The 12,753-nt window shown below is 56.9% G+C and carries 14 protein-coding genes; 2 read left to right on the top strand and 12 right to left on the bottom strand.

The window, feature by feature from the left end:
• Nucleotides 1-6: 6 nt before the first annotated feature.
• The 9 genes from cobA to M655_RS07740 form a co-directional block, all read right to left on the bottom strand.
• A complete protein-coding gene (gene cobA / locus M655_RS07780; protein WP_026557850.1) occupies nucleotides 7-1,521 on the bottom strand; it encodes a uroporphyrinogen-III C-methyltransferase in 1,515 nt (504 codons plus the stop codon).
• 51 nt (nucleotides 1,522-1,572) lie between these two features.
• Nucleotides 1,573-1,815 (bottom strand): DUF3906 family protein, encoded by a 243-nt coding sequence (locus tag M655_RS07775; RefSeq protein ID WP_005828400.1) that lies wholly within the window; start codon nucleotides 1,813-1,815, stop codon nucleotides 1,573-1,575.
• A 58-nt stretch (nucleotides 1,816-1,873) separates the two neighbouring features.
• Nucleotides 1,874-3,490 carry a nitrite/sulfite reductase gene (locus tag M655_RS07770; protein WP_005828399.1) on the bottom strand — a complete coding sequence of 539 codons (1,617 nt, stop codon included), beginning with the start codon at nucleotides 3,488-3,490 and terminating at the stop codon, nucleotides 1,874-1,876.
• Nucleotides 3,456-4,268: a sirohydrochlorin chelatase gene (locus M655_RS07765; protein ID WP_005828398.1), complete on the bottom strand. Its 813-nt coding sequence runs from the start codon at nucleotides 4,266-4,268 to the stop codon at nucleotides 3,456-3,458. Before M655_RS07765 ends, M655_RS07770 begins: the two co-directional genes overlap by 35 nt.
• A gap of 318 nt (nucleotides 4,269-4,586) precedes the next feature.
• Entirely contained in the window at nucleotides 4,587-5,024 is a 438-nt protein-coding gene (locus M655_RS07760; protein ID WP_005828397.1) for a DUF350 domain-containing protein, read from the bottom strand.
• 21 nt (nucleotides 5,025-5,045) lie between these two features.
• A complete protein-coding gene (locus M655_RS07755) occupies nucleotides 5,046-6,275 on the bottom strand; it encodes a glutathionylspermidine synthase family protein (RefSeq protein ID WP_005828396.1) in 1,230 nt (409 codons plus the stop codon).
• Between the two features lie 11 nt (nucleotides 6,276-6,286).
• The gene (locus tag M655_RS07750; RefSeq protein WP_005828395.1) at nucleotides 6,287-6,556 is read right to left on the bottom strand and encodes a hypothetical protein; all 270 of its coding nucleotides are present in this window, start codon (nucleotides 6,554-6,556) and stop codon (nucleotides 6,287-6,289) included.
• Nucleotides 6,557-6,567: 11 nt separating this feature from the next.
• Entirely contained in the window at nucleotides 6,568-7,017 is a 450-nt protein-coding gene (locus M655_RS07745; RefSeq protein WP_025843876.1) for a hypothetical protein, read from the bottom strand.
• Nucleotides 7,018-7,213: 196 nt separating this feature from the next.
• Nucleotides 7,214-8,014 carry an inositol monophosphatase family protein gene (locus M655_RS07740; protein WP_005828393.1) on the bottom strand — a complete coding sequence of 267 codons (801 nt, stop codon included), beginning with the start codon at nucleotides 8,012-8,014 and terminating at the stop codon, nucleotides 7,214-7,216.
• A gap of 171 nt (nucleotides 8,015-8,185) precedes the next feature.
• On the opposite strand from M655_RS07740, the gene M655_RS07735 reads away from it, so the two are divergent.
• On the top strand, nucleotides 8,186-8,563 hold the full coding sequence (locus M655_RS07735) for a hypothetical protein (protein ID WP_005828392.1): 378 nt from the start codon (nucleotides 8,186-8,188) through the stop codon (nucleotides 8,561-8,563).
• 52 nt (nucleotides 8,564-8,615) lie between these two features.
• Here the strand turns inward: M655_RS07735 and M655_RS07730 are convergent, their stop codons facing one another.
• A complete protein-coding gene (locus tag M655_RS07730; RefSeq protein WP_026557848.1) occupies nucleotides 8,616-9,095 on the bottom strand; it encodes a PaaI family thioesterase in 480 nt (159 codons plus the stop codon).
• Between the two features lie 213 nt (nucleotides 9,096-9,308).
• On the opposite strand from M655_RS07730, the gene ilvD reads away from it, so the two are divergent.
• Nucleotides 9,309-10,985 (top strand): dihydroxy-acid dehydratase, encoded by a 1,677-nt coding sequence (gene ilvD, locus M655_RS07725; protein ID WP_005828390.1) that lies wholly within the window; start codon nucleotides 9,309-9,311, stop codon nucleotides 10,983-10,985.
• A gap of 176 nt (nucleotides 10,986-11,161) precedes the next feature.
• Here the strand turns inward: ilvD and M655_RS07720 are convergent, their stop codons facing one another.
• Together M655_RS07720 and M655_RS07715 are read right to left on the bottom strand one after the other, a co-directional pair.
• Nucleotides 11,162-12,034, bottom strand: coding sequence for a hypothetical protein (locus M655_RS07720; RefSeq protein ID WP_051353936.1), 873 nt, complete (start codon nucleotides 12,032-12,034; stop codon nucleotides 11,162-11,164).
• Nucleotides 12,018-12,449, bottom strand: a complete 432-nt coding sequence (locus tag M655_RS07715) for a polysaccharide deacetylase family protein (protein WP_007787277.1) — start codon at nucleotides 12,447-12,449, stop codon at nucleotides 12,018-12,020. The genes M655_RS07720 and M655_RS07715 overlap by 17 nt, the downstream gene beginning before the upstream one ends.
• Nucleotides 12,450-12,753 lie beyond the last annotated feature (304 nt).

Here is a 12,753-nt window from a genome sequence, read left to right as displayed (position 1 = left end):
CTGTTGTTACGTAAGAAAAGAAGGGGTGCCGTACAGCTTGCATGCTGCGCTGGCGACCTGCTCTCGCGAATGGATTCCTCGGGCCAAGCTCTCCACGTCTTCGGCGATGACGACGCGCCACCCCATTTGTCTCGCCACCTCCTGCGTCTTCGCATCGGCGCAAAAAAGCGGCACACTCTCCCAACCCGCTCCTGCAAAATCCGCCAGGGCAGGCAAAACTTCCCCGTCAGCGGCAGCAAACCAGTCAAACGCCAGCTTTTTCATCCAAGGAACGACCGGGTGTGTCTCCTCCCACTCCAGGACGCCTCCCGCTGGCAGATGGAGGAACTCTGCTGCTGACTGGGCAGGAGTACTCCCGCATTTGGCGCGCACATGCAAAATCCGCTCCCCGCCGTTTCGCGCAAGCTCCCTGCTCATAGCCGCAGGAGTGGCCGCGTGATCGAAAACGCGCTCCGGGTACAGTCCTCTGCTCTCCAGAAACAAAGCCGCCTGCTTCCCGCGCACAGCGAGCTTGCTCGTCAGCCGCCGCAGGTCAAACCGCCGTCTGCCCAACTCTGCCAAAAAAGCCTCCGCCTGCTGCGCATCGTCGAGCACGATCCAGCCATATGCCGTGAGGTCCTCGGGAAATTCAGCAGCATCCACAGCGAGCAAAGGGCGCTTCACGAGCGGAATCGCGATGACTTCTGCACCGAGCTGCTCCAGCCTGCCCGCCAGTGCGTCGCTGCCGCCTGCTCCGGGAATGGCCGCAAGCGCCACCCGTTGTCCGAACAGCGGCCGCGATTCGTACCAGTTGAGTTGCTCGCGCAGCCGGACGACCTCGCCCACGACGATGATGGCCGGCGCGGAAAAGCCCGCTTTGGCGACATCGCGGTCAATCGTCGCAAGCGACCCGACCAATGTCTGCTGCTCTCCTACCGTGCCCCATCTGACGAGCGCGACAGGGGTATCCCCGCTTTTTCCGCAGGCCAAAAGCTGCGCCTGGATGTGCGGCAAGTTTTTCACGCCCATGTAAATGACGAGCGTCTCCATCCGCTCCAGTGCTGCCCAGTCCGGCTCCTTGCCGGCATTTTTGTCGCACAGATGCCCGGTGACAAAGGCAACGGAGGAATTGTAGTCGCGGTGGGTTAAAGGAATCCCTGCATACAGCGGGGCCGCCATGCCGGAGGTGATCCCCGGCACGATCTCGTACGGCACGCCATGCTGTACGCACATTTGCGCTTCCTCGCCTACCCGCCCGAACATGCTCGGGTCCCCGCCTTTTAAGCGAACCACGGTTTTTCCTCGCTTGGCTTCCCGAATCAACAGGAGGTTGATCTCTTCCTGTGGCAGTGTGTGGCGGTCCCTTTCCTTGCCGCAGTAAACAAGCCGGGCGTCCCTTTTGACGTGGGAGAGAAGCAGCGGGCTAGCCAGTCGGTCGTACACGACGACGTCGGCTTTTTGCAGCGCCTCCATCCCGCGAATGGTGAGCAGTTTCGGATCGCCAGGGCCAGCCCCTACAAATAAGACTCTGCCAGCGTTCATTTTCGATCAGTCCTCCTTGCTGCCTTCCCTAACGCGAAAAGCTGTTTCGTCTTACTGGCTGAAGCGGGAGGTTTCGACGACGTAGCCGACTCCCTGCCGACCGAGCGGTTTCTTTTCCACCAGGCTCAGCTCCTTGATTTTCGGCGGAGCGATGGTGTGCCGCAGTAGATTGTTTTCCGCGGACGAAAAAGCGCGCTCGTCCGTTTTGGCAATCACGACCACGGTCAAGAGTCGGCCTTCTTCGAGCACGGCCTCCAGTTTGTACAAGTAGCTCTCGGTTTGTTCCTCTGCCATGGTAGTCCCTCATTTCCTTGGATCGGGTGTGATCGGTTATTGTCCGGCTTTGGCTTCTTTACGCCGTTTGCAAAATGCTGTCGACCTGCTCCTGGATGCGTGCCAGTCCGACCCGCTCGACGTAGCGCCAGTACTCTTCGCCCTCCAGCCGCTCTTCCTTGTAGAACGTAATCAACTGCGCCAGGAAGGCTCCCAGCCTGTCGACGGTCACTCGCGCGTTCAGCTTGCGGTTGAATTGCGGTTCTTCGAGCGTGCCGCCAACGTGGATGTCAAACGCTTCGACCATCCCGGCCGGCGTCTTGACTTTTGCCCCTTGCAGGCCGATATCGGCAATCTGCCGCTGTCCGCACGAGTTCGGGCAGCCGATCATGTGAATGCGCAGCGGCGTATCCAGTTCAACGGTGTCGTCCAAATATTGGGCGAGCGAGCGCATCCGTTCTTTCGTCTCCACGATCGCCAGGTTGCAATACTCAGTCCCTGTGCAGGAGACGGCATAGCCGACAAACGTATTCGGTTTTAGCTTGAAGCGGTTCACAATCAGCGGCTCTTCGCGGAATGCCGCCACCTTTTCCTTGGCGATGTTGCGAATGAGGACGTTTTGCGTGTTGCAGGCTCCGATCGTGCCGTCCCCGTATTCATCGGCCAGGCGCGCCAGCTCGATCAGCTCGGCAGCGTTCATCCGGCCGACGGGAACGGACAGTCCCGCATAGTAGTAGCCGGGCTGGCGCTGCTCGTGCAAGCCGTAAAAATAGCCGCCGTTCCAGCCTTTCGTCAAATCCTCTCCGCTCGTTTCCAGTTCGCCGATCAGCTTGACCAGTTCTTCCTTGAACTTTTCCGGTCCCCAGTCCGCCACCAAAAATTTCAGGCGGGCATGCGTCCGCTTCTGCCGATAGCCGAAGTCGCGGAACAAGGTCGTGACGCCTGCTGCCACCTTGACGACCTCTTCCGGCCGGACGAACACGTCAAGCTGCTTCGCCAAGTACGGCTTCGCCGACAGGCCGCCGCCTACCCAGACGTGGAACCCGATTACGTCCTCGCCCGCGATGCGCTTTTTGGCGGGCGTAAAGGCGAGGTCGTTGATTTGCGCGTGGGCTGCGTTGTAGACGTTGGCGGAGATGGACATCTTGTATTTGCGCGGCAGGTTGGAAAAGTCGCGGTTGAGCAGGAAAAACTTTTCCAGCTCGGCCACAATCGGACGTGTATCCAGCACTTCATGCGGATCGATTCCGGCCAGCGGATTGCCCATGATCTGCCGCGGACAGTCGCCGCACGCTTCGAACGAAGAAAGCCCGGCCGCAGCGAGCCGATCAAAAATATCGGCCAGCGTCTCCACCGTCAGCCAGTGAAACTGGACAGCCTGGCGCGTCGTCACGTCCACGAGATCGCGGCCGTAGTCCTGGGCGATTTTCGCCAGCACTCTCGCCTGCTCGCTGGTCATGATTCCGCCGGGGATGCGCACCCGCATCATGAAGTGGCCGTCTTTCGGACGCTGCTGGTAGACTCCCGCCCACTTGAAGCGGTCCATATCAGAAGATTCAATCGATTCAAAGCCCTCTTTGGAGTAGGTATTGATGATTGTTTCGATGACGTCCAGGCCGTCTTTTTCCAGCTTGGTCAGCTCCATTTTGTTCAGGGACGGATCATCTGCCCATTTCCACTGTTTTCTCTCTGCCATGCTCATACACGCTCCTTTTTGTGAAGAGGTCTGTTACAAGTGCCGTGCGAATGGATTGGCCAATCCAGTCTGCAATCAGCGGGTGAGGCAAGTACGCGCTGCCGTTGTAGCGGTACGGCAGCTCCGCCAGCCGTGCCGGAATCGCCTTGCGGGTGAAGTACCCCTGGCTGACGAACAGAGGCAGCACGAGGACATCTCCTTTTTCTGCAAGCAGCAGGGCTTGTTCCCGCAACGTGTCCGGCCGCAGTGTCGCATATCCGGCTGCGGGGAAGGCGTAGCGGTTTTGCAGGCGAAACGTCATCCGGCGCAACAGCTTTTCCCACCGCTCCTGGCCTCCCGGCAAATCGCTGCCGTGGCCGACGAGCAACAGCGCTTCCTTGCGCGGATCGCTCGACAGCTCCTGAATGCGCTGGCTTACGATTTGCTCCACCAGCGGATGATCTTCCAGCGGCGGACACCAGAGCAGCCGCGCGCGAACCGGAATGCGCACCTGCTCCGTCTCCCAGGCGGGCCACGGCTCCAGTCCGAGCATCGCGCGTATTTCTGTCACGTGGTTGCTCCCCGCCGAAGCAAACAGGGGAACTACGACGATCCGCTTCGCGCCGGACGCCTCCAGACGCTTCCATTCGTCACTGATGCTTCGCCCCTCTACTCCCCCCAGATACGCTACCCGGGTCGGCAGCTCGCTCTGGCACTGCCTGACGGCTGACTCTACGAGACTCAGCCAGTCGGGATCGGGTGAACCGTGAGCGATTACCAAAGCCGCTGTTTTTGCCATCGGATAAACCCCTTATCCAAACCTAATTTGTAAATCATATATGTTTACTCGGAATTATAAAGGGGATGTTTTTCGCCGTCAATAATCAATTCCTATTTCTTGAAAAAAATCTTGATGAAAATATATTTGCACATCTTTTCGTTTTGCTGGATAAGAAAACCTCTATCGAATCCTGCTCAATGATGAGCGACCACGTCTTAGCGAAAGGTTGTTCTTGCCGAATCGGTTGTTTGCTCTTGCAAGTTTACGCTATCCGATTCAGTCAAACAAGCTGCCGGCAGCACCGACAGCTTGTTTCTTCGTTATTCCCATTTTTTCCTAGTAGCTGATGAGCGCAGCCATCAGCAAGCCTGCCGCAATGCTCAATCTGGAGGCGAAAATGCCTACAGACACGTTGCCGTTCGGGATTTCAGACACGACCTTGAACGGCGTCACCCACTCGAACAAATAAAAAATGATGACTTGAAACACCATGCCGACCAGGCCCCATACAACCAAATCCCACAGGTTGACCGAATGGTAGACAGCAGATGCGAGCACGATTGCCAGCCCGATAATTTTTCCGCCCAGGTCGTGTGCTGCCGCCTTGGCCGCCGCCATTTTTTTCGGGTCGTCTGTCTGCGCCCCGTCCTTGATGAGAGCGAACTCCTTATACGGAGTCGTAAACGTAAACACGAAAATACCTACTGCCAATATCGGAATTGTCACGGCCATATAGGCCAAAAAATTGAGTATGTAGCTCCATTGCGTAATCATGCCGCGCCCCTCTCCTTTTCGCTATCCTTTCATGCCGACTGGCAAGTAATACGACAGGTTGTTTGTAATCGGACCTCCGACCCGGGCCACGATTGCGGATGCTTCCCCGCCAATCCAGAAGGAGCCCCACAACAGCCGTCCGGCGTAGGGACCCGCCACGGTCTGCACCGTGATTTCGGGCAGCTCCACCCGCTTTTGGTAGATCATCGGCTGCTCCCAGTAAAATTCCTCCTGGTCTTTCTCCACCAAAGTGCCGTCTGCCGCAAACAGGGCCACTCCGCCCCCTTCTCTGCCGAAAATGGGCTTGGTTACATAGTCTTCTGTCCCTGCAAAACGGTTTTCAAAATAGGTCGGAAGCATGTAGGCGTCGATGGTCGCATGCTCTTCTGCGGTAAAAAACTCGCCCGCCTCGTGCAAGTTCCAGATGAGCGCCTGCAGCGCCTTTGTCTGGATCAAAAACGCGGACGGCGGATTGATGATCGCAAGCTTTCTGTCCGCAATCAGCGCCAGGACGTGCTCGCCTGTCGGGTAGCCGTCTTCGTCCCGCTCGTCTGCGAGCTTTTCCAGCGCATGCAAACGGTACAGCACATCGACGGGAAGCAGGCTGTCGCCGTCCTGCACGTACAGTCCGTCCTCCCAGACGCGCAGCTTTTCCAGCGGCGCAAACCGGGCAGCGATCTCCGTCTTTTCCATTAAATAAAGCGTGGTGCCCTTGTCTTCCTCGTGCCAGTCCAGCGAGCTGAACCAGACGTGCTCTACCGGATAGCCCATGTCCCTGTAAGCTTGCAGCAGCTTGGCAAAAGCGTGGCGCAACTGGACGTCCATGCCGGCATTCGGATTGTTCACTCCGAAAAAGCGGCAGGCGTGCTCGTTGACGTAAAAAGCTTCGACGATCCCGGTCGGCGTGTCGCTGTTGCACTCCAGCATTTTCAGCCCCGCTTGCGTCTCGGCAAAATCAAAGCGCCCGATCGCCGTAGGCAGCTTGGGCAAAACGGCGGTTCTGACCGTTTGCAGCGCTTGCTGCGGGACTCCCAGTTCGAGCAGGAGCGCGTCGTCTGCCTGCTGCAGTACAGGCGTCACTTTGGTGAAAATCCGGCCCAGCGCAGCCGTTGCCGTCGCAAGCTCGTCTCGAAACGATGCCGGGATGAGGTGCAGATCGGCCAGCGCGTACTCTTCGCCGTACATCCAATCCCATGTAAAAATGCCTTCTTCACGCAAAGGGGCGTACAGCGCTTCTCTTCGGTTCCGCACGTCCACTGGCCTCACCCCGAGCTGGACACGCCGGAGCTGCCGATACCGCCCTTTGAGCTGCTCGGGCTAATGCCGCTTGATACGCCTTGCGACTTGCTTTTCGACGAGCCGCCTCCGTAGTAGGTGGACGACCCGCCGCGCGAGCTGCTTCCTCCGTCGTCGCAATAGCCGTCATTGTCTCTGTCGTAGCAATCGTCATCATAGTCTGACGAACAGCCGCTGATGGCCATCGTAGCAGCCACGAACAGGCCGACGACCTTGGCCGATTTTGTCAGTGCCATCCTCTTCCCTCCTACCCTGCCGGCCGCGCGTAGAAAATGTACACCTGGCGATCTTCGTCCACTTCCGCCGATGTTTTTTCCCACTCGCGTCCATTCAGGTACAAATAGTCGCTTTGCAAGTGCAAGAGAGCATCGTCGTCGTCCTTGAACGAAAACGTGTGCACGAGCGGGTAAAGCCGTGTGTTCTCGCGGTACTCCCGCATCTCGATCTGGATGCTCCCCCAGCGCACGGACGGCCTCTCCGCGTAGTCCACAGCCGTCTCCTCCGTCGAATGCCGGACGTAGATCACGTACGTCCCCTGCTCAATCGCGCAGGAAGTCTTCTCGTAGACGACATGCCCTTTCACCAGGTAGTCGCAGGCAAAGCGCAAGGACACTTCGTCCTTGTCGATCCGGTCGTAGTAAAACAAGACCGGGTAACCGTTCGCCTCATCCAGCAGCCGATATTCCAATCTGGCCATTTTTTCACCCCGTTTGTACGAAAATGCTGCTTCTTTCACGACACGCAACATTTTATACGCGCTACGAAACATTTGGTTGCCAAAAAATTAAAAAAATCGGATGAACAGGAAAAAGCTGGTGCGAGAGTCCCGACCCAAGCCCCAGCCGCGATGTTTCCTGTGAAAAAGGTCGCGCTACCGGCAGTCCGGCAAAGCCTTAGCGCAGACAATCCGCCATGCTCTGCTCCAGCAGCAGGCCGCGAATCGGCTCGTGCAAATGCCCGTTCGTCGCCAAAAGCGAGCGCACCTGATCTTGGGCAAACGGCTCGTGCCGGTACGGTTTCCCTTGCCAGTCGGTGATGGTCGCTCCCGCCTCGCTCGCGATGACGATCCCCGCAGCGACGTCCATGATGCCCGAGCGCTGCATGACGATATAGTCCAGCCAGCCGTTGGCGAGCAGACACCAGTCGAGCGCCGGAGCGACGTTGCGCAAAATCCGCTTCGTGTTCAGCACAAACGGCTCCGTAAAGGCCAGCTCCTCCTGCTTGGTCACCGTATTGCGCCCGCGGATGTAGGTCCCGACTGCGCGCGTCAAGTCTGTCCGGTTGTTGATCGACATGCGCCTGCCGTTCAAAAACGCGCCCTTCCCTTTTTCCGCCCAGAACATTTGCCCTGCCACCGGGTTGTAGACGACGCCGAGGACGAGATCGCCCTTGTGCTGCAAGGCAATCGAAATACTGAAGTACGGATGGCCGATAAAGTAGTTGTTCGTGCCGTCCAGCGGATCGACAATCCACAAATATTCTTCGTCGCGGCTGACCATTCCGACTTCCTCGGAAAAAATCGTATGCGTCGGGAAATGGCGGTGCAGTACCTCGATAATGCGCTGCTCGCTGCCTTTGTCCTCCGGCAGCTTCACGTCGTTATGCAGTTCCTCATCCGGCGTAAGCTGTTCGAGAAAACGCTCCTTTAAAAATGCTCCTGCTGCACTTGCTGCTTCTTTGGCTATTTCCAGCATCGGCTTTTCGTCCCTTCCTAATGGTCTGTCATTGTTTTCCCTTGCATTCCGGCTCCTGACTTCACTATGATAGAGTGACACCCATCTCGCGAAAGACAGATACGCAGCGCGGTCCCGAGCCACAAGCCAGCCTTTTCCCATCGGTGCCCGACGCTTTTAGGAGGGGAAAACATGAACAGCGATTTCATTCGCCTGAAAAATATGGAGGGTGAGCTTAAATTCACCCAAATGAACAATAGCTACGGCTTCTCGGTCACGACGAAGGAGCTTGTCTTTTTCAAGCCGCACCTGACCTACCACCTGTTTTTGCACGACATCGTCAGCATGGTGCCGCATAAGCTCGACAACGCGCCCGTGTCCTTTCGCCTGAACCGCGAAACCGTCCACACCACGTTTGGCTCCCAATACTACAAGATCGGCGTCAAGTGGGCCAGAATCGTCTCCCGCTCCGGCATCGTGGAGAAGGAAAACATGGAGTTTATCGTCCCTCTCTCCGCCAAAATGCTCACTTACATTACACAATACAGCGGGCTTGTTGTGATCCGGTAAAGCCTGGGTAAAAAAACAGCTCTGGGGTGTGCGTATTTCGCACGCCTTTTTGCTATTTTCTGCTCAGGACGATAAACGTCCCGGTGCCGTGGGCGACCCGCTTGTTGCGCTCGTCGTACACCGTGCCCTCCATGACGACCAGCGTGTGCCCCCGGTGCAAAAACGTCGCTTCGGCGCGAAGCCGCTTCCCTACTCCCGGCCGCAAGTAGTTGATTTTCAATTCGGTCGTGACCGCGTACTGCTCCGGCGGCAGCGAGCGGTTGATTAGCGAACCCATGGCCGAGTCGATCAAGGTGGCGAGAATCCCCCCGTGCACCGCTCCCCCGGAGTTGTGCATGAACACGGTGAGAGGCAGCTCGAAGCGATACGACTGCTTCGTTTCGTCGATAAACTCTCCCTTCAGGCCAAGAAAGCCGGATAAATAGGCGCTTTTGCGCTCGCGCTTCTGGCGGATTGCCTGCAAAGCCAGCTCCAGTATTTTCCGTTCCTCGTCATTTCCTTCCGCCCAGACATTTTTTAGCTCTTCTATCATTTTGTTCACTCCAACAAAAATAGACTCAATCCTTTTATTGTAGCCCATAAAGCTGGTTTCCGCCATGTCTCCAAAAGCCGGTCACAGCCGCTCACAGGCAGCAGACTGAGCAAATGTTCAGACTTTTACGGTTGTTTCTATTAATAAAAATTGATAAGATAGTGCAAAACATAAGACAGGTAACTTTCACGTGTAGGAAGGGAGAGTTTCACATTGGCTAGACAACGAAGTGACATGATTAAAAAAGGTTTTGACCGCGCTCCGCACCGCAGCTTGCTTCGTGCGGCAGGAGTAAAGGACGAGGATTTCGACAAACCGTTTATCGCCATTTGCAACTCTTACATCGACATTATCCCGGGCCACGTGCACTTGCAGGAATTTGGCAAGCTGGTCAAGGAAGCTGTTCGTGCCGCTGGCATGGTTCCTTTTGAGTTCAATACGATCGGGGTTGACGACGGCATCGCCATGGGCCACATCGGCATGCGCTACTCGCTCCCGAGCCGCGAGATCATCGCAGACAGCCTGGAAACGGTCGTAGCCGCGCACTGGTTCGACGGCATGATCTGCATTCCGAACTGTGACAAGATCACCCCGGGCATGATTATGGGCGCCCTGCGCGTCAACATCCCGACTGTATTCGTGACAGGCGGCCCGATGAAAGCAGGCAAAACGAGCGACGGCCGTTCCATCTCGCTTTCTTCTGTATTCGAAGGCGTCGGGGCTTACCAGGCTGGCCTGATCGACAACAAGCAACTGGAAGAACTGGAACAATACGGATGCCCAACCTGCGGTTCCTGTTCCGGTATGTTTACCGCCAACTCGATGAACTGTCTGCTCGAAGCGATCGGTCTGGCGCTGCCAGGCAACGGCACTGTTCTCGCCGTCTCTCCGGAGCGCCGCGAGCTGGTAAAATCCTCCGCAGAAAAGCTCAAGCACCTGATCGAGCAAGACATCAAGCCGCGCGACATCGTTACGCTGGAAGCGATCGACGACGCCTTCGCGCTCGACATGGCGATGGGCGGCTCTACGAATACCGTTTTGCACACGCTGGCAATCGCCCAGGAAGCGGGAATCGAATACCCGATCGAGCGCATCAACGAAGTGGCGAAGCGCATCCCGCACATTTGCAAGCTGGCGCCATCCTCTGACTACCACATCGAGGACTGCCACGAAGCGGGCGGCGTGTCCGCTGTGCTCAAGGAGATCGCGCGCAAAGAAGGCGCGATTCATCCGAACCGGATTACCGTGACAGGCAAGACGCTGGCAGAAAACATCGCCAACGCCGAAATCAAAAACGACCAGGTGATTCGTCGTCTGGAAAATCCGTACAGTGCCTCCGGCGGTCTGGCCGTCCTGTTCGGCAACCTGGCCGAGCAAGGCTCGATCATCAAAACCGGCGGTGTCGATCCTTCTATTAAAAGACACGAAGGTCCGGCGATCTGCTTTGACTCGCAGGAGGAAGCACTGGCGGGCATCGCCGCCGGCAAGATCAAATCCGGGCACGTCGTCATCATTCGCTACGAAGGACCAAAAGGCGGCCCCGGCATGCCGGAAATGCTCGCTCCTACCTCGCAAATCGTCGGGATGGGACTCGGCAAGGAAGTCGCGCTCGTCACAGACGGACGCTTCTCCGGCGCTTCCCGCGGAATCAGTATCGGCCACGTCTCGCCGGAAGCGGCGGAAGGCGGCCCGATCGCTTTCGTCCAGGACGGAGACATCATCTCCATCGACCTCGAAGAGCGCTCGATCCACCTGCACGTGGACGAGGCTGAGCTGGCCCGCCGCCGCGAAGGCTGGCAGGAATTCCAGCCGAAAGTCAAAACAGGCTACCTGGCCCGCTACTCCAAGCTGGTGACGAATGCGAGCATGGGCGGCGTTATGAAAATCTAGTCGCGTTTCTTTATAAAAGACAACCCCCTGCCTTTGGACAAGCTGTCCGCTCAGGCAGGGGGTTTTTCCTATGCAAAAGCAAAAGCCGCTTGTTACTGATCCATGAAGCGCTCGCTTTTGTCAGCTCCAGCGCCTGCTGCTCCGTGAGCGCGGTCACCTCGCCTGTCTCCGCCCAGTCAAACCCGCCAGCCGGAATACGCATTCCTGAACAGGATTGTCTCCTTGCCCGGCTCGCCAGCGGCCGGCGCAACCACGCTCACATCCGTAAAAACGGCATCGTATATGTCGTCTTTTTTGTTTTGCTCGCTATACCGCGATTCCAGGGCGATACCGCCGCTGTCTTGCGCCGTCTCCTGGCTGTCGATCACGACCTGCTTGTCCACAGACACCGTCAGTCGCTTCCCGCTGAGCGCGATCTCCCGCAGCCGCATATGCGAAATATTGACCGGATAGCCCGGGTCTTCTTTTACCGCCCCTGCCTCTGTCTGGGCTTTGCTGTACACTGTCGCCTTGTCGTAGGCGAGGTCTTCCGGCTTCCAGTGGATCTCGCTCAATGTTGCCTTGGACAGCTCGACCAGCGGACGGCCTGCCTGCTTCTCTTCCAGCTTGAGCTCATTGTTTTCCAAAAGCAAGCGGACAAACGACTCTTTTTGGCGATAGTAGCGCAAGTAAATGGTTTGTCTGCCGACGACATTGCCCTCCAGCTTGGCTGACACGCGCACATCCCGGTACTTCTCGCTGTCGCGCAAATACAGCATGCCGCTTTCATCGGGCGGCGAAGTCAGCACGATGCTGTTGTCCCCAAATTCCTCCGCACCGCCCATTCGCTCCCACTTTGCCGCCTGCTGTTCGTCGCCCTGCACGAATTTGACCTTTTGCTGCGTATCCTTCTGAATTTTTATCAGCAAATGGTTCGTGTACCAGTAAAGAGCAGCCTGGACGCGCGTCAGGTTGTACAGGCTGTCCTCGGCGGTATTGCAGGCGTTGCCCTCCCTGTTGAAATGCATCACAAACAGTTGCCGGATGTTGGCGTCATTCACATCGGACACGAGCCGGTTCATCCCCTGGTAGAGCGCGTTGGCGTGCATTATCATGTCCGCGCGCGACGATTTCTTTTGCCAGCTCCGGCTCTTCTGCGACCCGCATGCCAGGCAAAAAGAAAGTAGCCTTCAGATGATGCTTGTCCAGTTCATCCAAAAGCTTCTTCATCGTGTCGCTGTCTGTCATTCCATTGAAGGTGAGCGATAGCTCCCGCCTGGTGGTGTACACAAACGGAATCGCCTTGCTCTTTTCTCCTGTGGAGCGAATGATGGTTGGGGCGACTTTGGATTTTGGTGTACCGTCGTCGGCTTTTCGTTCTTCCCCGAAAAAAGCGGCGCATCCGGTCAACAAAATCAGCACCATCATCAACGCGATCATGGCAAACGAGAAGTTTTTGCTTTTTTTGCCTCCACCTGTCTGCATCGGATTGCTCCTTTTTTCCGTTCTCCATCAAGGTTTTCTCCTAGCTTATCCGTCATCCATACTACTCCTTGTACACGCAAACTGCTATTGATAAATCAAGGCAATTGCCCATGCTTCTGCTGTTGCGCGAAGCGAATCGGGCATGCTAAAAAAGAGGCGTTCCCCCGGCGCTTGGACAGCAAAAAGGACGATCCGACTGGACCGCCCTCCTGTTTGCCTGCTTCGCTTTTTCCAAGATTTTCTTGCTCCTATCTCGCAACGAACGGCGCTGTGAGACGTATGAATAAGTAGAGAGATTCGAAAT

This window comes from Brevibacillus sp. NSP2.1 (genome assembly GCF_000470975.2).
GTDB classification, from domain to species: domain Bacteria; phylum Bacillota; class Bacilli; order Brevibacillales; family Brevibacillaceae; genus Brevibacillus; species Brevibacillus agri.
Note: the sequence above shows the minus strand (reverse complement) of the source record. Positions and strands in the feature narration are given on the sequence as shown.